Source organism: Micromonospora sediminicola (assembly GCF_900089585.1).
Taxonomy (GTDB): Bacteria; Actinomycetota; Actinomycetes; order Mycobacteriales; family Micromonosporaceae; genus Micromonospora; species Micromonospora sediminicola.
This window is the reverse complement of the sequence record NZ_FLRH01000003.1, coordinates 686,593-705,253: the sequence shown is the minus strand read 5'-3', so window position 1 is coordinate 705,253 and position 18,661 is coordinate 686,593. Positions and strand designations below refer to the sequence as shown.

The window sequence follows — 18,661 nt, the reverse complement described above, 5'->3', positions numbered from 1 at the left end:
GGGGGAGAGAGCCTTGATCACCACCCTTCTCGTGGCGAACCGGGGGGAGATCGCCCGCCGGGTCCTCGCCACCTGCCGGGCGCTCGGCGTGGCGACGGTCGCCGTGCACTCCGACGCGGACGCCGACGCGCCGTTCGTCGCCGAGGCCGACCAGGCGGTGCGGCTGCCGGGGAACACGCCGGCCGAGACGTACCTGCGCATCGACCTGATCCTGGACGCGGCCCGGCGGGCCGGCGCGGACGCCGTGCACCCCGGCTACGGCTTCCTCGCCGAGAACGCGGAGTTCGCCGCGGCCGTCACCGACGCCGGCCTGACCTGGGTCGGACCGCCGGCCAAGGCGATCGCCGCGATGGGCGACAAGATGGCCGCCAAGGCGCTGCTCGCCGACGCCGGCGTGCCGATGCTGCCCACCTGGACCGACCCCGGGCAGGTCACCGACTTCCCGGTGCTGGTCAAGGCCAGCGCGGGCGGCGGCGGCCGGGGCATGCGGATCGTCCGCGACGCGGCCGGGCTCGCCGAGGCCGTCGCGGGCGCGCGCCGCGAGGCGGCGGCGGCGTTCGGCGACGGCACGGTCTTCATCGAGCGGTACGTCGAGCGGGGTCGCCACGTCGAGGTGCAGATCTTCGGTGACAGCCACGGCACGGTGGTGGCGCTCGGGGTGCGCGACTGCTCGATCCAGCGCCGCCACCAGAAGATCGTCGAGGAGGCGCCCGGCGTGCTTCCGGACGAGGTGCGCGAACGGCTGCACGAGGCGGCGGTGGCGGCCGGCCGGGCGGTCGACTACGTGGGCGCCGGCACGGTGGAGTTCCTGCTGGCGCCGGACGGCCAGGTCCACTTCCTGGAGATGAACACCCGCCTCCAGGTGGAGCATCCGGTCACCGAGCTGACCACCGGCCTGGACCTGGTCCGCCTGCAACTGCTGGTCGCCGAGGGCGAGCCGCTGCCGATCACCACCACGCCGGCCCCGGACGGCCACGCCATCGAGGTACGGCTCTGCGCGGAGGACCCGGCCCAGGGCTTCCGCCCGGCCACCGGCACCCTGCACCGGTTCGCGGTCCCCGGGGTCGGGGCCGAGTTCGGGCCGACCCGCGGGCTGCGCCTGGACTCCGGCGTGGTGGACGGCTCGACGGTGAGCGTGCACTACGACTCGATGCTGGCCAAGCTGGTCGCCTGGGGGCCCACCCGCGCCGAGGCGGCCCGCGCCCTGGCCGGCGCGCTGGCCCGGGCCGAGGTGCACGGCGTCGCCACCAACCGGGACCTGCTGGTCCGCGTGCTGCGCAGCGAAGAGTTCGCCGCCGCCGACGTGGACACCGGCTTCCTGGAGCGGCATCCCGAGGTCTTCGCGCCGCTGCTGCCGGCCGCGCAGCTCCCGCTGGCCGCGCTGGCCGCCGCGCTGGCCGGCGCCGCCGCGCGCCGGGCCGCCGCGCCGGTGCTGGCCGGCCTGCCGTCGGGGTGGCGCAACGTGCCGGCCGTACCGCAGGTCACCCGGTTCCACGACATCGAGATCACCTACCGCCTCACCCGCACCGGCACGCTCGCCGAGTGGGGCGTTAGGAGGGGCCCCCTCCTAACGCCTGGGGTAGAGCAAGGGCCCCCTGTTAACACCGAGCGCGAGCCGGAGCCGGCGCAGGTGGAGCTGGTGAGCGCCGCGCCGGATCGGGTGGTGCTCGACGTCGACGGGGTGCGGCGCGCGTTCCGCGTACACCGGGTGGGGTCGTCGGTCTTCGTGGACGGCCCGGACGGGGCGGCGAGCCTCACCGAGCTGCCCCGGCTGCCCCGGCCCGCCGCGGAGCTGGCGGCCGGGTCGCTGCTCGCGCCGCTGCCCGGCGCGGTGACCCGGGTGCACGTCGAGGTCGGCCAGCGGGTCGCCGCCGGTGACCTGCTGCTGACGCTGGAAGCGATGAAGCTCGAACATCCCGTGCTCGCCCCCGCCGACGGCGTGGTGGCGGAGCTGCCGGTGCCGGCCGGCGGCCAGGTCGAGACGGGTGCCGTACTGGCCGTGGTGGACCCCGAGGAGGACCCGCAGTGAACTTCGACCTCACCCCCGAGCAGGACCAGCTCCGCGACGCCGTACGGGAGCTGGGCCGCAAGTACGGCCACTCCTACTTCGTCGGAAAGGCGAAGGCGGGAGAGCACACCACCGAGCTGTGGCACGAGGCCGGCCGGTTGGGCTACCTGGGCGTGAACATCCCCACCGAGTACGGCGGCGGGGGCGGCGGCATCACCGACCTGACGCTCGTGTGCGAGGAACTGGCCGCGGCGGGCTGCCCGCTGCTGCTGCTCGTGGTCTCCCCCGCCATCGCCGCCACGGTGATCAACAAGCACGGTACGGAGGAGCAGCGCAAGAAGCACCTCCCCGGCCTCGCGGACGGCTCCCAGAAGATCGTCTTCGCGATCACCGAGCCGGACGCGGGCTCGAACTTCCACCGGCTCGGCACCGTCGCCCGGCGCGACGGCGACGACTGGCTGATCTCCGGCCGCAAGGTCTACATCTCCGGCGTCGACGAGGCCGGGCACGTGCTCGTGGTGGCCCGCACCGAGGACGCCGCGAGCGGCAGGTTGAAGCCGGCGTTGTTCATCGTGCCCACCGATGCTCCGGGCCTGGAGAAGTCCAAGCTGGACATGGAGATCCTGTCCCCGGAGAACCAGTTCCTGCTCTACCTGGACGACGTCCGACTGCCCGCCGACGCGCTGGTCGGCGAGTCGCTCGACGCCGGGCTGCCGGCGCTGTTCGCCGGGCTCAACCCGGAGCGGATCACGGTCGCCGCGATGGGCGCCGGCACCGGCCGGTACGCGATCGAGAAGGCGTCCGACTACACCACCACCCGCAAGGTGTGGGGCGGCCGGTCGATCGGCTCGCACCAGGGCGTCGCGCACCCGCTCGCCCACGCGGCCGTGCAGGTCGAGCTGGCCCGGCTGATGATCTACAAGGCGGCCACGCTCTACGACGCCGGTCGCGACCTGGAGGCGGGCGTCTCCGGCAACATGGCCAAGTACGCGGCCGGCGAGGCCGCCGCGCTCGCCGTCGACACCGCCGTCCAGGCGCTCGGCGGCGCCGGCATGACCACCGAGTACGGCGTGGCGACGCTGCTCGGCGCGGTACGGGCCGGCCGGATCGCCCCGGTCAGCCGCGAGATGATCCTCAACTTCGTCGCCCAGCACGTCCTCGGCCAGGACAAGTCCTACTGACCGGTCAGTCGACCGTGCGGCAGGCGGCGTCGATGCGGTGCACCGGGCGGACCCGGCGGCCCAGCCCCTCCAGCAGCGAGTCCTCCACGTGGAAGTCGCGCACCCGCAACTGCCGCCGGGGCAGCTCGTCCTCGCTCGGGCAGAGCACCTGGGCGCGTACCTGGTCGACCGGCAGGTAGCGCACGCCGCCGCGCTCCTGGAGCAGCACCACGTCGACGTCGTCCACGGTGACGACGTGGCCGCGCACGTCCTCGGTGACGCCCGGCGCGGACTCGACGGTGGTCACGGTCAGCGGCAGCACCGGCGTGCTGATCACCGGCAGCGCGGCCCAGACCAGCATGGCCAGCACCGCCGCCTCGGTGATCGACGCGAGCGGCCGGATCACCGCCGCCGGCAGCGGGCCGGTCACGAACAGGGCCAGGACCGGGGGTACGACCAGCAGCACCACCGCGAGCGCCTCCCCCTGCCGGCCGGCGTCGAGCAGGGTGGGCCCGAGCAGCCAGAGGTAGCCGACGAAGCCGGCGCCGAGCAGCAGCAGCCGGGGCACCCGCTGCTCGTGCAGCCGCTCCGGGCTGAGCTGGAACGCGGCCACGAACGCCGGCAGCAGCAACGGCAGGTAGAGCAGCGGCCAGGTGACCAGCGCGAGCAGGAAGCTGGCCACCGCGAACCAGGCCGGGGTGCTGTCCACCCAGCGCGCGAAGAGCGGGCGGCGCATCCCCGACGACATCCGGTCCACGCTGACCCGCAGCACCGCGCCGAGCGCGAACACCGCGACCAGCGCGGTGGAGAGCAGGGCGGCGGCCGTGGTGAGGAAGCCGGCCAGCAGGTTCACCGTGCCGACGTTGGCCACCAGCAGCAACGTGGTCTGCAACTCGCCGCCGGCCTCGACGCCGAGCCGCAGCACCGAGAAGACGGCGGGCACGCCGACGACAGCGGTCCAGAACGACTGGCTGGCCCGGGCGCGGCGCTCGGCGGGGTCGGCCGGCCGCGGTGCGGGACGGGTCGACTCGACGGTGTCCGGCAGGGTCGCCGGCGCGGTCATCGCCGGGGCGCCTTGTCGTCGAAGTCGACGAGCTTCGGCACGTCGAGCGGCTGCGGCTGGGACTTGTCCGCCTTCAGCCACGGCCCGAGCGTGCGGTTGTACGCGGTCAGCCAGGGGCTGCTGATCCCGTCCCGGCCCTCCAGGTAGCTCTTCTGCAGGAAGAACGCGACGAGGTCGCGCAGCGCCGGATCGCCGATCGGCACCCCGATGCCGAGCAGTTCGCTGGTGCCGAACGGCATGTCGACGATCTCGAACTCGGTCGGGTACTGGGAGAGGAAGCCGGCCAGGATGGTCTCGTCCGAGCTGACCGCGTCGTAGCGCCCCTCCCGGATGCCCCGGACACAGTCGCCGACCTCCTTCACCACGTACGCCCGGACCTGGTGCTTCTCCAGCTCCGCCTCGGTGGTCGAGCCGCCGCTGGTGCAGATCTTCAGCTCGGGTCGGCGCAGGTCCTCGATGGTGCGGACGCGGTCGCGCAGCCGCTTCGGCACCATCACCTCCTGGGTCGTGACGAAGTATGGCCCGGCGAAGCTGACCAGCTTCTGCCGCTCCTCGGTGATGGAGAAGCTGGACACGACCAGGTCGACGGTGCCGCCCTGGAGCGCGGGGATGCGGTCCTCGGTGGCCAGCGACACCCACTCGATCCGCTGGTCACCCTCGAAGCCGAGTGACGAGGCGACGTAGCGGGCGATCTCCACGTCGAAGCCGGTGTGGGTGCCGTTGCGCAGCTCGCCCATCAACGGCTCGGTGGTGGCCACCCCGATCTTGATCTTCGCCTGCCCGTCGATGTGCGACTCGCGCAGCTTGTCGAGGACCGAGGGCAGCGGCGGCTCGCGGCGGTTGTCGCAGCCGGCCACGGCGGCCAGCGTCAACGTCAGCGCCACCGCCAGCGTGGTGGCGAGGGAACGGAACCGGTGGCGGGAAGAGACCTCGGGCATCGGGCGACCTCGATCGGGAACACGACGACGGGCACTCAGGGTAGCGGTCGGCGCACACCGCGCCGCGCATCGCCGGGCCCGGGGTACGGCGGGTGCCCGATCACCCGCCGTACCCCGGGGGTTCCTCAGCGCACGGTCAGCGTGCCGACCGCGGGCCGCGGCGTCGCCACCGGCGGCAGCCGCTTCGGCTCGCCCCGGCCGGGCTCGCCGGCCTTGGCCAGCGCGCTCTTGGACGCGTCCGCGCGGTCGGCCGCCGGCTCGTCCTGGAACGGCTGCGCGTCACCGACGCAGACCGCGCCCTTGGCCGGCAGCTTGCCGGTGAGCAGGTACGTGTCGATCCGGCCGGTCACGCACGCCGACGTGCCGTACGCGGTGTGCCCCCAGCTGTCGCTGCTCAGCAGCCGGCTGTTCGGCAGCAGCTTGGCCGAGCCGACCGCGCCCTGGTAGTTGGTCGCCGGGTCCCAGTAGTTGCCGACCACCAGCACCGGGGCGGCGGTGACGCGGTTGAACGGCCCGGTCCAGGCGTCCTCGTCGCGCACGGTCCAGGTGTTGCGGGCGCAGGGCGCGGTGCCCCAGGCCCAGGCGCGCCCGAAGTACGGCGCCCGCTGGTCCTCCTTGGCCGACAGCGCCGGCCACGCGTCCGCGCTCTTCGGGTGGTACGCGTCGGTGCAGTCGACGGTCAGGAACGTCTCCAGCCCGTTGTCGTACGGGAAGTCGTACCCCCGCTGTTGGCGGGCCTGCGCCGCGCGGGCGGCGAGCGCCTGGCGGGCCGAGGCGGCGGCGGCCTTGCCGGCGGCCGGGTCGGTCAGGGCCAGCAGCTGGCTGGTCAGGTCCACCACGGACGTCCAGCCGTACGGGTCGTAGAGTGCGCCGAGCGTGGCGCCGACGAAGTCGGCGTAGGTGACGGTGAACGAGCCGAAGTCCGGGTCGTCGATCACCGCCGGCTTCTTGCGCAGCCGCTTCGCCACGGTCTCGTACGCGGCGACCGGGTCGCCGGTGGCCGCCAGCGCGCACTGCTCCGGGCCGGCCTTGTCGCACCGGACGAGGATCTCGTGCAGCGCCTTGTACGCCCCGTCGGCGCTGCGCAGCCGGGTCTCCTGGAGCTGGTCGCGGGCCTTGCCCTGGCCGACCCAGGCGTTCGGGTTGAGCACCCCGTCGACGACGAGCGCGCGGAAGCGGTCCGGGAACATGTTGGCGTAGTACTGCCCCAGCGCGGTGCCGTAGCTGAAGCCCAGGTAGCTGAGCTTCCTGTCGCCGACCGCCCGGCGCAGCACGTCCATGTCGCGGGCCACCTCGGCGGTGGACGCGGCGCCGGTCAGCGGTCTGCCGGTGGTCGAGCACGCCTTGCCGACCGCCTTCGACGCGGCGACGTACGCCTTCTCCTCCGCCTTCGTCCACGGGAACGCGACGTTCAGCCCGGCGTACGCCCGGGTCTGGTCCTTCACCGACCGGAAGCACCTGATGTTCGAGCTGGCCTCGACGCCACGCGGGTCGACACCGACGATGTCGAAGCGGTCGAGCAGGTCGTCGCCGAGGAAGTAGGGCGCGGCGAGCGCGATGCTGGTGCCGGAGCCGCCCGGGCCACCCGGGTTGAGGAAGAGGCTGCCGACCTTGTGCTGCTGGTCGCGGGCCTTGACCCGGAGCAACGCGACCTCGGTGGTGGCGCCCTTCGGGTTGTCGTAGTCCAGCGGGAGCCGGACCGTGGCGCACTCGGCGTAGTCGTAGCAGGCGTACCAGTCGAGCTTCGGCGTCGGCACGCGGTCCACCCGGCGCGCCTCGGCCGCGCTGGTGCGGTCGTACGCGGGCGGTTGCGGTGTCGCCGCCGCGGCGGGCGCGACGGCCGGTCCGGCGAGGAGGACGCCGGCGATCCCTGTTGCGGCGAGGGACCGGATTGCACGGGGCATGAGGCTGCCTTCCGTCGGGGAACAGTTCCGTCGAGGAGACCTCGACCCCCGTCACTTTAGGGAGAGACGGCCACCGGAGCTGCCCCCCAAACGCGGACCGACGCCGCAAACAGCCAAGTAATGTAACGATTTTTTCTCGATCGACGCTTTTGGCCGCTCCGAAGTGGAGCGTGGGTGACGGGAAGCCGTCCCGGGCCGGCGGTTGACAGGTCGACGCGCTGGGCCATGCTTGTCGGGTGAGTTCGTTCCCGAAGCCCGATGCGCGGGCGAAGGCCGTCGTCGCGTCCGTGGCGACGGTCGTCGCGGTGGTGACGCTGGCGGTCTGGCGACCGCCCGGCATCCTCTCGGTCGTGTTGGCCCTGGTCTGTGTCCTGCTCGGCATGGTCGCCGGGGTGACGGTCACCGCGGCCCGGCAGGCCGGCCCTCCGCCGGCCCCGGCGGAGAGCACCTGGCCGACCCAGGACCCGGGGTACGGAGTGGACGCCGACACGCTGGAGGCGATCGACCCGCGCGCGGTGCGAAACCTGCGCACCCCCGCCGGTCATCCGGTGGACGCGGACACGTTGGAGGCGCTCGACCCCCGGGCCGTCCGGCAGCAGCGGACCGTGAACGGGCTCAGCGACCGGTGAGGGTGGGGCTGGCGAGCGCGTCCACGCCCCGCCCGGCCAGGCAGCGGTAGGTGCGGCCCGGCTCGGTCGAGGAGGGCGGCAGCACCTCCAGGTTCCACCCGGCCGCCGGCCCGATGCCGCTGACCAGCTGGAACGTGCCGACGTTGCAGACCTTGCGGACGGCCGGGTCGGCGACGACCGTGTCGTGGCCCGCCCCGGTGAGCGCGACGGGCAGGTCACCGGCCGCGTAGGTCTCCCAGGTGTGCCGACCGTCGCACGGCACCCGGCTCGCCTCGGCGCGGTCGCGCCGCAACCGCACCGGGCCGTAGCACTCCAGCTCGGCTGCGCAGTGCGCGCCGTCGGGGAGCCGGACGTCGGCGGAGGCACAACCCGGCACCGGTGTCGACCCGACCACGCCGGTGGCCACCGGGGTCGGCGACACCACCGACGGCGCTCCGCCGGCCATCCAGGCGCCCCCGGCGGCCGACGCGGCCAGCGCGAGCACCCCGGCCCCGCCGAGGAACCAGCGCCGGGGCCAGCGTCGGCTCCGGGTCGGCACGGTCGGGTGGTCGTGCTCGGCCGGCGGTCGCGGGCTCGGCCCGCCGGCGCGGCCGTGCGGGCCACCCGCGGCGCCACCGCCGGGAGTCAGGAACGGCACGCCGCTCACCGGGGTGTTCGGGTCGAGCGGGAGCGAGGCGAGCAGGCCGCGGAGTTCCACCGCGGAGGGGCGTTCGCCCGGGTCGTTGGACATCCCGAGGCGGAGCACGTCGATCAGCTCGTCGGGGACGCCGGGCAGGCCCGGGATCGGCTGCTGGAACATCTCCAGCACGGTGACCAGGCTCGGGTTGCGTTCGGACTGCCAACGCGGCGGGCGGCCGTGCATCACCGCGTAGAGCGTGGCGCAGAGCGCGTAGACGTCGACGGCGGGGCTGGGCGGGCTGTGGCTGAACATCTCCGGCGGCGCGTACGCCGGGGTGAGCACCTCCAGCGTGACCGAGGCGTCGCGCACCTCGGCCAGCACCGCCAGGCCGAAGTCGGCCAGCACCGCCGAGTTGAACTCCGAGTGCAGGATGTTGGCCGGCTTGACGTCGCGGTGCAGCACACCGGCCGCGTGCGAGTGGGCCAGCGCGTCGGCGATCTTCACCCCGAGGTCGCGGGTCTCCAGCGGGCCCAGCGGCGAGGTCTTCATGCGCTCCGCGTACGAGCCGTCGCAGAGCTCCATGATGAGGTAGGGATGCTGGTCGACGGTGACGCCGACGTCGAAGAGGTCCACCACGTGCGGGTGGGACGACATCCGCCCGGCCGCGCGCGCCTCGCGCAGGAAGCGTGCCTGGTCGCGCTCGTGGTCCAGCGTCCGGTTCTCCACCTTGACCGCCACCTCGCGCCCGACGGAGATCTGGGTGGCCCGGTAGACGGTGGCGTAACCGCCCCGGGCAAAGACCTTCAGATCGGTCAGACCGGGCACGATGGGCAGCCGCAGGGCGCCGGGCGGGGTCTCGGTCACGGCTCGAAAATACCCAACGGTCCCGGTCGCTCAGCGCGCCGCGTCGGGGGCCGGCGCCGCCGCGGAGTCGTCGGGCCGGGTCGACCCGGCCGCGCCGGCGGCCGCCCGACGGGCGTCCCACCACAGGCCGACGGCGGTCGCGACCGCGCCCAGCCCCTCCCACGCCGCCACCCCGAAGAACCGGTCCGGCGCCACGTCGGAGAGCACCGCGATGGTGAACACGGTGAACGTGACCAGCCGGAACCAGACGGTGAACCGGTAGAACGGGCGCCACTCGGTGGCGACCGCGAGCAGGTAGTAGACCCCCATGTTGAACGAGGCCATCGAGGACGCGGTGAGGAACGTGCCGGTGTAGTCACCGGGGGCGCGCTCCGTCGGCACCTCGAAGCCGAGCAGGCGCAGCTGCGTCTCCGGCCAGATCAGGCCCAGCGCGCCGAGCAGCAGCGCCAGCAGCCCGAAGACCGCGATCGTCCAGCCGGCGCCGGAGCGCGGCAGCCTCATCGTTCCTCCCCAGCAACGGTCCGCCGGTGGCCGCTCGGGCACACCGGTGGTGGCCGTCGATCCCGACGGCAGCGCCCCACGCTAACCGGCCCCACCGACGAGCACATCCCCGGAACCGGCAGAACAGGGGTGGGTGGTCAGCCGCCGGCGAGACGGGCCCGCAGCGCGTCGGCGGCGGCCCGCTCGCTGCGCTGCTCGGTGGCGTACGCCAGACGCACCGCCTCCTCGGCGCCGGCCAACGCCTCCGCCGGACGTCCGCAGGCGTCGAGCGCCTCGGCCAGGACCAGCTGCGCCACCACCTGGCTGCGGACGTCCTCGGCCGGGGCGGAGACCGCCCGCCGCGCCCAGTCCAGCGCCTGCTCGCGCTGGCCGTGGGCGAGGAGCGCGGCGGCGTACCGGGCCATCGTCTGCCGGCGGGAGAACAGCAGCGACGGCGCGTTCGCCGCGCCGGTGGCGACCGGGGCGAGAAGTCCCACCGCGGTGCCCGGGTCGCCGGCCGCGACGCGGGCCATGGCGAGCAGCACCCGCGGCGCGACCTGGGCCGGAGCCTGCGGGTTGTGCGGCTCCACAGTGGTCAGCACCGACCGCGCCTCCCGCTCCGCGGTCTCGTGGTCGCCCATGTCCAGAGCCACGAAGCCGCGCAGCGTGCCGGCCATCCCGGTGAGCAGCGGGTGGGTGGTGCGGTCGGCGTAGGCCAGCGCGTCGGTGAACAGGTCGGCGGCGTGCTCCGGCTCGCCCAGCCCGCGGGCCACCACGCCGCGCACCACCAGCGCGAAGCCCTGCCCCCAGTCGTCACCCACCTCGGCGAAGTCCCGGTAGGCGCGGCGGGCCGCCCGGTCCGCCTCGGCCAGGTCGCCCAGTTCGGCGGTGGCGTACGCCTCGACCGCCCGCAACGTGCCCACCGCCCACGCCTCGCCGACCCGCTCCCCGAACGGCAGGAAGACCCGCGCCAGCCGGCACGCCTCCCGCAACCGACCGGCCAGCAGCCGGGCGAACGCGGTGGTGCCGCGCAGCCAGGCCCGCCCGTACGGGTCCTTCAGTTCGGCGAACAACCGGGCGGCGCGGCCGAGCACCGCGTCGGTGCCGGCAAAGTCGCCGCGGGTGGTGGTCACCCAGGCCAGGTTCTGCAACGACCAGGCCTGCCCGCGCGGATCCCTCGCGGCGAGACTGACCTGGTAGGAGGCGGCCAGGCGGCTGCTCGCCTGCCCCAGCCGGCCGGCGATGAAGTCGGCCATGCCGAGCCGGCGCATCGCCGAGGCCCGCACCGTGGGCAGCTCGGCGTCGGTGGCCACCTGCAACGCCTCCTGCCAGCTGCGCTCGGCCCGCTCGGCGTCGCCCAGCGTCTGCTGGGCCTGCCCGGCGAGCAGCAGCGCGGCGGCCCGGATGGTGGGTTCGCCGGTGTTCGCGGCGATCTTCTCGGCCGAGGCCAGCGCGTCGGCCGGGCGGCCGATCTGCAGCAGCGCCCGGGCGTGCACCACCCGGTCGGCCGGCGGCACCCCGTCGCGGGCCAGCTCGGCCGCGCGCTCGGCGTACTCGACCGCCATCGCCGGCTCCCCGGAGCGCAGCGACCGGCGGGCCGCCCGGCTCAGCGCGGCCACGCCCAGCGGGGCGACCGCCCGGGCCGGCGCGTCCGGGCGGAGCTTGACCGCGTCGGCGAGCCGGGTCGCCCGCTCGACGTGCTCGGCGACGAAGTCGTCCCGGGCCGCCTCGGTGAACCCACCGGCCGGCGGGCCGGTCCCGTCCACGCTCTCCGGCGCGGCCCAGCGGGCCAGCGCGGCGTGCCGCTCGGCCAGCTCGGCCTTGCTCACCCCGGCGTACGCGGCCTCCCGCATCAGCGGCGTGGCGAACGCGAACCCGGTGCGGGTGCGGTGCAGCATCCGGCGTTGCAGCAGCTCCTCGACCGCCCGGTCCAGCTCGACCGCGGCCACCGCGGCGGGTCGGCCGTCCCGCCCGACCCGCTGTTCGCGCAGCGCCTCCAGCGTGCCGCCCGGCACGGTGTCACCGACCACCGCCGCGTCCCGCAGCACCGAGCGGGCGTCCGGCGGCAGCGCGTCGATCCGGGCCGCGAGCACGGCGGCGAGGTCCCGGGAGAGCAGCCGGCTGCCCAGCGAACCGGGGGCGAGGCGCCAGCCCACGTCCGCGCCGCGACCCGGCCCGGCGGTCAGCGCGCCGCGCTCCATCAGCAGCGTGACCAGCTCGGCCAGGTAGAACGCGTTGCCCTGGGCGGTGGCCAGCAGCCGGTCCGTGTCGGCCTGGGGCAGGCGGCCACCGGCCAGGTAGCTGGTGAGCAGCCGGGACGCGTCCGCGCCGCGCAGCGGCGGCAGCGCGTGCACCTCGGCGTCCGCGAGCCGGGTCAGCGCGCCGGCCGTCCGCACCAGCTCGGGCCGGCCGAGCAGGAGCACCAGCACCGGGCCGGAGAGCCGGTTGAGGGTCAGCGCCAACGCCTTGACCGTCTCGGCGGTGGCGTCGTGCAGATCGTCCACCACGATCACCAGGGGCGCCTCCCCGGCGAGCGCGCTGAGCAGGTCCGCGACCGCGTTCGGCACCGCTTCGGCGTCCGGTGGCGGGGCCGCCGCGCTCCACTCGCCGGTCTCCGTCCCGGCGGGCAGTTCGGCGTACCCGAGCAGGGCCAGGAGCTGGTCGACGGCGATCGGCGGCAGGTCGCCGGGAAGTCGGGCGAGGCGCTGCCCGAGCCGGCGCAGCCGTTCCTCGACGGCGGCCCGGGTGATCGCGGTCGCCGCGTCGTTGGGCAGGCCGACCGCCGCGCGGACCAGGTCGGCCAGGGGCGCGAGCCGGCGGCGCTCGCCGAACGCGGCGCAGCGGACCGAGAGCACCCGGGCGCCGGTGTGCGCCGCGTACCTCCCGGCGCCGACGTCGTAGCCGGCGGCGAGGCGTTCCACCTCGGCCGCGAACCGGGACTTGCCGATGCCCGCCTCGGCGGTCACCAGCAGCACCCGGGGCTCACCCCGGTCGATCACCTCGGCGAGCCGGCCGGCGACCCGGCCGATCTCGGTCTCCCGGCCCACGAAGGGGGCCTCGTCACCGAGTCCGGAGCGGGTGCCCGGCGCGTCCAGCAGGCCCAGCAGCTCGTACGCCTCGACCGGCTCGCGCTTGCCCTTGAGCCGCAACGGGCGCAGCGCCCGCCAGGACGCCACGTGCCGGGTGGCGGCGGAGGTCCGCCCGCCGGCGTAGACCGCGCCGACCGCGGCGGCGTCGGCCAGCCGGGCCGCCGTGTTCACGGTGTCGCCGATGACCGTGTACTCGATGGCCGCCTGGATCCCGGCGATCACGTCGCCGGTGTTGAGCCCGACCCGCAGGCCCAGCGGCGCGCCGCCGCCCCGTTCGTCGTCGAGCACCCGGCGGACCGCCCGCTGCATGGACAGCGCGGCCCGCACCGCCCGCTCGGCGTCGTCCTCGTGCGCCACCGGCGCGCCGAAGACCGCCATGATCCCGTCGCCGGTGAGCTTGTCGACGTGCCCGCCGAACGTCTTGACCGCGCCGGCCAGCGCGGCCAGCACCCGGTCGGTGACCGCGCCGACCCGCTCCGGGTCCAGGTCCTCCGACCAGGAGGTGAAGTCGGAGAGGTCGCCGAAGAGCACGGTGACCACCCGGCGCTCGGCGGCCGGCAGCGTGGCGGCGGCCGGCAACGCGGCCCCGCAGTTGTGGCAGAACCGCGCGCCGGGCACGGCGACGGTCCCGCACACCGGGCAGGTCACGGCTGTTCCACCCCGAGGTATTCGAGCTGGGCGCGGACCGACCACTCGGCGGCCCACCACAGCGACCGGTCGACGTCGGCGTAGACCACCGCGACCACCTCAGGCGCGGTGGCGGCGCCGGCGGCCACCGCGGCACGCACCTGGTCGAGCCGGGCCCGCCGGTGGGCCAGGTAGAACTCGGCCGCCGCGCCGCAGTCGGCCAGCGCCGGGCCGTGGCCCGGCAGCGCCCGGACCCCGCGGTACGTGGAGAGCAGCTCCAGGCTGGACAGGTAGTCACCGAGGTTGCCGTCGGGGTGGGCGACCACGGTGGTGCCCCGGCCCAGGATGGTGTCGCCGGTCAGCACGACCCGCTCGTCGCCGTGCGCGGCCAGCAGGCAGACCGAGTCGGCGGTGTGCCCGGGCGTGCTCAGCAGCCGGACGTCGAGGCCCGTGTCGAACGTGCTGTCGGCGGTCAGCGGCGCCCCGCCGGCGGTGTGCGCCGGGTCGGCGGCGAGCACCGGCACGCCGCCGAGCAGCTCGCGCAGCCGGGGCGCCCCCTCGGTGTGGTCCGCGTGCCCGTGCGTGATCAACACCAGCCCGACCGGCCCGTGGGCCGCGATCGCGGCCAGGTGCGCCTCGTCGGCCGGCCCCGGGTCGACCACCACGGCCGGCGCGTCCGGGCCGGCCCGCAGCACCCAGGTGTTCGTCCCGTCGAGCGTCATCGGCCCCGGGTTCGGCGCCCGCAGCAGCGAGACCCACCCGGGCAGCTCATCCGCGAGCGCCCCTGCGGCCCCGCTCACACGCCCACCCATGGCAGCGATCGTACGACTCCGCCCGCCACTCCCCGCGATCTTGCAGGTCCGGCCCCGGGTTTGTCCCCGTCTGGGGCTTGTGCCGGGGCGGGAACTGCAAGATCACGGGGACGGGGCGTTACGCCACCTCGACGATGACCTCGACCTCGACCGGGGCGTCGAGGGGGAGTTCGGCCACGCCCACCGCGCTGCGGGCGTGTCGGCCGGCCTCGCCGAAGACCGACCCGAACAGGTCGGAGGCGCCGTTGATCACGCCGGGCTGACCGGTGAAGCCGGACGCGCTGGCCACGAAGCCGGTCAGCTTCACCACCTTGACCACGTTCTCGAGGCCGACCAGCGCGTCGATCGCGGCGAGCGCGTTCAGCGCGCACCGTTGCGCCAGGTCCTTCGCCTGCTCGGCGGAGACGCCGTTGCCGACCTTGCCGGTGGCGAGCAGCTTGCCGTCGGCCATCGGGAGCTGACCGGAGACGTACACGTGCTGCCCGGACTGGACGGCCGGCACGTAGCTGGCCACCGGCGGCACCACCTCGGGCAGGTCGAGACCGAGCTCGGCGAGCTTCGCGTGGGGTCCGTTGCTCATGCGTCGATGTCCTTCGTTCGCGACTGCGGGGCTCGCAACCCCGGCTCACTCCTCGCGCTCACACTCAGCCCTTCGGGCGCTTCAGGTACGCGACGAGCTGCTCCGGGTTCGGGCCGGGCACCACGGAGACCAGCTCCCAGCCGTCCTCGCCCCAGTTGTCGAGGATCTGCTTGGTCGCGTGGACCAGCAGCGGGACCGTGGCGTATTCCCACTTCTGCATCGGAGGAAGGCTCCCTTGCCTGACTTGGACTTCGGTCAGGCACAGCCTACGGTCCGCCGCCCTCAGCGGGACGCGGGACGCTGCTCCGGCGCGGGCGGCTCGCCGCACGGGCCCTCGTGCTCGTAGCGCTGCGGGCAGCGACTGCGGTCGGGCAGCAGCAGGTCGCAGAAGACGCGGTGCCGGTTGTTCTGGTCGTCGGCGGTGGAGACGGTGGTCTCGCCGGCGTCCAGCTCGACCAGGAAGCCCAGCGAGGTGGCCACCGTCCCGGCCAGCGCGGTGGCCGCCGCCAGGTCGGGCACCCGCACCGGCAGGTGGATGACGTAGCCGGGCTCCTCCTCGTCGCGACCCCGCCCGGCCGGCCGGACCAGCGTGCGGACCACCTCGACCGGGGGCCGGTACGACCGCTCGTTGAACGGCGTGCCCGCGCCGGGAACCTCGGCGTCGCCGGGCCGCCCGGCCCGGTCGCCGGGGAACTGGGCTCGGGGAATGTTCTCCGCGTCGCGCATCCGCTGCCTCCGGGCGTCGTACCTGTTCACCACCACCACCGTCCGGCTCGGGACCTCCCCGGTCCGGCCCCCCGCGTCGCGACGAACGTAGGACCTGGAGCCAGTCCCGGCAACGGGACGCGCACGCCTGATCACGTCAAGTCACATATGCGACACAAGGCTGGTCCGGAACGCGACGACGACGCGGCGCCCGGCACGGGCGTACGCGGGGCTGGCAAGCGGCCCGGCGACCGCTACCCTTCCGGACTGGGCGCGCGCCGTCGCTCGCCCGCACCTCGACCCCGTGCCCGTCGCCTGGGGCGGCGACGGGCGCGCCGCAACCCGGGGGAGACACATGACCCAACCGCCCGTCGGGGGCGCCACCGGCACGCCCGGCGACCCGATCCCGCAGCCGGCGCCCGCCGGCCTCACGCCGCCCGGGCCCGGCGTTCCGGCCCCCGGCGCCACACCGCCGCCCGGGTCCGGTCCCGGCCACCCGGCGTACCCGGCGGGGCCGCCGCCGCGCAAGCGTCCGACCCTGTTGATCGCCTCCCTCGTGCTGGCCGCGGCGGTGCTGCTCTGCGGCGGCGGGGGGACGGCCGCGTTCCTCGCCCTGCGCGACGGCGAGGACGGCCGGGGCGCGAAGGAGCCGCAGGTGGCGGTGGAGGGCTTCCTCAAGGCGGTCTACCAGGAGCGGGACGCCGAGAAGGCGGCCACGTTCGTCTGCTCCGCGGCCCGCGACGACCGGAAGATCGCGGCCAAGGTCGCCGAGGTGCAGAAGTACGCCGGGCAGTACCAGAACCCCCGGTTCCGCTGGACCAACCCGGTGGTCGACAACCAGACCGGTGACCGGGCCACGGTCTCCACCCGGGTCACCATGACCACGGCCGACGAGAAGGTCGCCGACCAGGAACTGCGCTTCACCGTGGTGCAGAAGACGGGTTGGTGGGTCTGCGAGGTCGCCTGATCCGCCGGGCTGGTTAGGCTCGACGGGTGGCAGCGAGTGAGCAGCCGGCCGAGACCGCCGGCGGATGGCCGGCCCGCCTGCACGTGGTGACCGGCAAGGGCGGCACGGGGAAGACCAGCGTGGCCGCAGCGCTGGCCCTCGGGCTGGCCGCCGGGGGCCGGCGCACCCTCCTGGTCGAGGTGGAGGGGCGGCAGGGCATCGCCCAGCTCTTCGGCACCGAACCGCTGCCGTACGAGGAGCGGCACCTCACCGACGCGCCGGGCGGCGGTGAGGTGCGGGCCCTGGCGGTCGACGCCGAGGCGGCGCTCCTCGAGTACCTGGACATGTTCTACAAGCTGGGCGCCGCCGGCCGGGCGCTGCGCAAGCTCGGCGCGATCGACTTCGCCACCACCATCGCCCCGGGCCTGCGGGACGTGCTGCTCACCGGCAAGGTCAAGGAGGCGACCACCCGCACCAGCGGGTCCCGTCGGGCATACGACGCGGTGGTGCTGGACGCTCCACCGACCGGACGGATCGGCCGCTTCCTCAACGTCACGGCGGAGACCGCGCGGCTGGCCAAGGTCGGCCCGATCAAGACCCAGAGCGAGGGTGTGTCCGCGCTGCTGCGCTCGCCGATGACCGCGGTGCACGTGGTGACGCTGCTGGAGGAGATGCCGGTCCAGGAGACGCTCGACGCGGTCGCCGAGCTGACCCAGCTCGGCTTCCCGGTCGGCCGGGTGATCGTCAACGGCGCCCGCCCGCCGGTGCCCGCCGGCCGCGCGGTGACCGCGGCGGAGCTGAAGCGGGGGTTGTCCGCCGCCGGTCTGCCGACCGACGCCCGGACCGTGGCCGGTCTCGCCGCCGAGGCGCGCGACCAGCGGGTACGCCGTGAGCTGGAGGACTCGCTCCGCGGTGACCTGGTGGAGCTGGGGCTGCCCCTGACCGAGCTGCCGCTGCTGCCCGACGGGGTCGACCGGGCCGGGCTGGAGACGCTGGCCGAGGTCCTCGTCCGGGCGGATTGACTCACACCTGCGGCCGGCACGGAGCAGAGACGCCCTCGGGACCGATACGCTCGATTGGTGCCTTCCGAAGACGCGGCGCCTCCGCTGGACGTCGACCAGATCCTCGCCGACCCCGGCGTGCGGATCGTGGTCTGCTGCGGGGCGGGCGGCGTGGGCAAGACGACCACCGCGGCGGCGCTGGCGCTGCGCGCGGCCGAGCAGCACGGCCGACGGACGGTGGTGCTCACCATCGACCCGGCCCGCCGGCTGGCCCAGTCGCTCGGCCTGACCGAGCTGGACAACACGCCCCGGCAGGTCAAGGGCATCGACGTCGAGTCCAGCGGCGGCGAGCTGCACGCCATGATGCTCGACATGAAGCGCACGTTCGACGACGTGGTGCTCCAGCACACCGACCCGGCCAAGGCCGTGGAGATCTTCTCGAACCCCTTCTACCAGGCCATGAGCTCCACCTTCGCCGGCACGCAGGAATACATGGCGATGGAGAAGCTGGGTCAGCTGCACGCCCGGGGCGAGTGGGACCTGATCGTGGTGGACACGCCGCCGTCCCGCTCCGCGCTCGACTTCCTCGACGCACCGGCCCGGCTGTCCCGGTTCCTCGACGGCCGGATGCTGCGGCTGCTGCTGGCCCCGGCGCGCACCGGCGGGCGGAGCATGTTCAGCCTGGTGACGGCGAGCTTCGGGATGTTCTCGAAGGTGGTGCAGAAGGTGCTCGGCGCGCAGCTGCTCACCGATTTGTCCGGCTTCGTCGCCGCGCTCGACTCGATGTTCGGCGGGTTCCGGCAGCGGGCCGAGCAGACGTACCGGATCCTGCAGGCCGGGGAGACGGCGTTCCTGCTGGTCGCGGCGCCGGAGCCGGACGCGGTCCGGGAGGCGGCCTACTTCGCGGGCCGGTTGCGTGAGGAGCGGATGCCGCTGGCCGGGCTGGTGCTCAACCGGGTGCACGAGCCCGCGGTGCCGGAGCTGACCGCGGCGGAGAGCCTGGCCGCGGCGGAGCGGCTGGCGGCCGAGGGCGGGCACGAGGGCACCGTCGAGGTGTTGCGCGCGCACGCCGCGCTGGCCCAGCAGGCGGTACGCGAGCAGCAGGTGGCGGCCCGCTTCACCGAGGCGTTCCCGGCGGTGCCGGCGGTGTCGGTGACGGCGCAGCCCGCCGACGTGCACGACGTCGACGGGCTGCGGACGATCGGTGAGGCGATCAGCCGGAGCTGACCGGTCCGG

Annotated in this window: 16 protein-coding genes; 6 read left to right on the top strand and 10 right to left on the bottom strand. The window is 74.8% G+C overall.

Annotated features, from left to right (window positions below; translation table 11 throughout):
- Window positions 1–13 precede the first annotated feature (13 nt).
- Both GA0070622_RS03745 and GA0070622_RS03740 read left to right on the top strand, forming a co-directional pair.
- Window positions 14–2,029: an ATP-binding protein gene (locus GA0070622_RS03745; protein ID WP_091568582.1), complete on the top strand. Its 2,016-nt coding sequence runs from the start codon at window positions 14–16 to the stop codon at window positions 2,027–2,029.
- Complete coding sequence (locus tag GA0070622_RS03740) at window positions 2,026–3,189, top strand: acyl-CoA dehydrogenase family protein (RefSeq protein ID WP_091568580.1); 1,164 nt, start codon at window positions 2,026–2,028, stop codon at window positions 3,187–3,189. The genes GA0070622_RS03745 and GA0070622_RS03740 overlap by 4 nt, the downstream gene beginning before the upstream one ends.
- 4 nt (window positions 3,190–3,193) lie before the next feature.
- On the opposite strand, the gene GA0070622_RS03735 is transcribed toward GA0070622_RS03740, so the two are convergent.
- The 3 genes from GA0070622_RS03735 to GA0070622_RS03725 form a co-directional block, all read right to left on the bottom strand.
- Window positions 3,194–4,231 (bottom strand): hypothetical protein, encoded by a 1,038-nt coding sequence (locus GA0070622_RS03735; protein ID WP_091568578.1) that lies wholly within the window; start codon window positions 4,229–4,231, stop codon window positions 3,194–3,196.
- Entirely contained in the window at window positions 4,228–5,169 is a 942-nt protein-coding gene (locus GA0070622_RS03730; RefSeq protein ID WP_091568575.1) for a transporter substrate-binding domain-containing protein, read from the bottom strand. Before GA0070622_RS03730 ends, GA0070622_RS03735 begins: the two co-directional genes overlap by 4 nt.
- Before the next feature lie 125 nt (window positions 5,170–5,294).
- Window positions 5,295–7,073 (bottom strand): alpha/beta hydrolase, encoded by a 1,779-nt coding sequence (locus GA0070622_RS03725; RefSeq protein ID WP_091568573.1) that lies wholly within the window; start codon window positions 7,071–7,073, stop codon window positions 5,295–5,297.
- Between the two features lie 236 nt (window positions 7,074–7,309).
- On the opposite strand from GA0070622_RS03725, the gene GA0070622_RS03720 reads away from it, so the two are divergent.
- Window positions 7,310–7,702 (top strand): hypothetical protein, encoded by a 393-nt coding sequence (locus tag GA0070622_RS03720; protein ID WP_091568570.1) that lies wholly within the window; start codon window positions 7,310–7,312, stop codon window positions 7,700–7,702.
- On the opposite strand, the gene GA0070622_RS03715 is transcribed toward GA0070622_RS03720, so the two are convergent.
- The 7 genes from GA0070622_RS03715 to GA0070622_RS03685 form a co-directional block, all read right to left on the bottom strand.
- Entirely contained in the window at window positions 7,689–9,185 is a 1,497-nt protein-coding gene (locus tag GA0070622_RS03715) for a serine/threonine-protein kinase (RefSeq protein ID WP_091568568.1), read from the bottom strand. The genes GA0070622_RS03720 and GA0070622_RS03715 overlap by 14 nt on opposite strands.
- Window positions 9,186–9,215: 30 nt before the next feature.
- Window positions 9,216–9,686, bottom strand: coding sequence for a hypothetical protein (locus tag GA0070622_RS03710; RefSeq protein WP_091568566.1), 471 nt, complete (start codon window positions 9,684–9,686; stop codon window positions 9,216–9,218).
- Window positions 9,687–9,823: 137 nt separating this feature from the next.
- Entirely contained in the window at window positions 9,824–13,402 is a 3,579-nt protein-coding gene (locus GA0070622_RS03705; RefSeq protein ID WP_091568563.1) for an AAA family ATPase, read from the bottom strand.
- The gene (locus tag GA0070622_RS03700) at window positions 13,399–14,193 is read right to left on the bottom strand and encodes an MBL fold metallo-hydrolase (RefSeq protein ID WP_091568561.1); all 795 of its coding nucleotides are present in this window, start codon (window positions 14,191–14,193) and stop codon (window positions 13,399–13,401) included. Before GA0070622_RS03700 ends, GA0070622_RS03705 begins: the two co-directional genes overlap by 4 nt.
- 118 nt (window positions 14,194–14,311) lie before the next feature.
- Window positions 14,312–14,773, bottom strand: a complete 462-nt coding sequence (locus GA0070622_RS03695; RefSeq protein ID WP_091568559.1) for a RidA family protein — start codon at window positions 14,771–14,773, stop codon at window positions 14,312–14,314.
- A gap of 64 nt (window positions 14,774–14,837) precedes the next feature.
- On the bottom strand, window positions 14,838–14,993 hold the full coding sequence (sp36, locus tag GA0070622_RS03690) for a Sp36 family protein (protein ID WP_013289021.1): 156 nt from the start codon (window positions 14,991–14,993) through the stop codon (window positions 14,838–14,840).
- Between the two features lie 62 nt (window positions 14,994–15,055).
- Entirely contained in the window at window positions 15,056–15,499 is a 444-nt protein-coding gene (locus GA0070622_RS03685; protein WP_091576838.1) for a hypothetical protein, read from the bottom strand.
- 334 nt (window positions 15,500–15,833) lie between these two features.
- On the opposite strand from GA0070622_RS03685, the gene GA0070622_RS03680 reads away from it, so the two are divergent.
- From GA0070622_RS03680 to bagB, 3 genes are read left to right on the top strand one after another with little or no spacing between them, the layout of a single operon-like run.
- A complete protein-coding gene (locus tag GA0070622_RS03680; RefSeq protein WP_091568556.1) occupies window positions 15,834–16,445 on the top strand; it encodes an Rv0361 family membrane protein in 612 nt (203 codons plus the stop codon).
- A gap of 26 nt (window positions 16,446–16,471) precedes the next feature.
- Entirely contained in the window at window positions 16,472–17,446 is a 975-nt protein-coding gene (gene bagA / locus GA0070622_RS03675; RefSeq protein WP_091568553.1) for an ATPase BagA, read from the top strand.
- Window positions 17,447–17,500: 54 nt separating this feature from the next.
- On the top strand, window positions 17,501–18,652 hold the full coding sequence (bagB, locus tag GA0070622_RS03670; protein WP_176710411.1) for an ArsA family ATPase: 1,152 nt from the start codon (window positions 17,501–17,503) through the stop codon (window positions 18,650–18,652).
- Window positions 18,653–18,661 lie beyond the last annotated feature (9 nt).

Excerpts from the sequence above, each read along its gene's own strand:
- GA0070622_RS03685 (WP_091576838.1), bottom strand. The coding sequence starts at position 15,499 with ATGCGCGACGCGGAGAACATTCCCCGAGCCCAGTTCCCCGGCGACCGG.
- GA0070622_RS03710 (WP_091568566.1), bottom strand. The coding sequence starts at position 9,686 with ATGAGGCTGCCGCGCTCCGGCGCCGGCTGGACGATCGCGGTCTTCGGG.
- GA0070622_RS03725 (WP_091568573.1), bottom strand. The coding sequence starts at position 7,073 with ATGCCCCGTGCAATCCGGTCCCTCGCCGCAACAGGGATCGCCGGCGTC.
- GA0070622_RS03700 (WP_091568561.1), bottom strand. The coding sequence starts at position 14,193 with ATGGGTGGGCGTGTGAGCGGGGCCGCAGGGGCGCTCGCGGATGAGCTG.
- GA0070622_RS03735 (WP_091568578.1), bottom strand. The coding sequence starts at position 4,231 with ATGACCGCGCCGGCGACCCTGCCGGACACCGTCGAGTCGACCCGTCCC.
- GA0070622_RS03730 (WP_091568575.1), bottom strand. The coding sequence starts at position 5,169 with ATGCCCGAGGTCTCTTCCCGCCACCGGTTCCGTTCCCTCGCCACCACG.
- GA0070622_RS03680 (WP_091568556.1), top strand. The coding sequence starts at position 15,834 with ATGACCCAACCGCCCGTCGGGGGCGCCACCGGCACGCCCGGCGACCCG.
- sp36 (WP_013289021.1), bottom strand. The coding sequence starts at position 14,993 with ATGCAGAAGTGGGAATACGCCACGGTCCCGCTGCTGGTCCACGCGACC.
- GA0070622_RS03695 (WP_091568559.1), bottom strand. The coding sequence starts at position 14,773 with ATGAGCAACGGACCCCACGCGAAGCTCGCCGAGCTCGGTCTCGACCTG.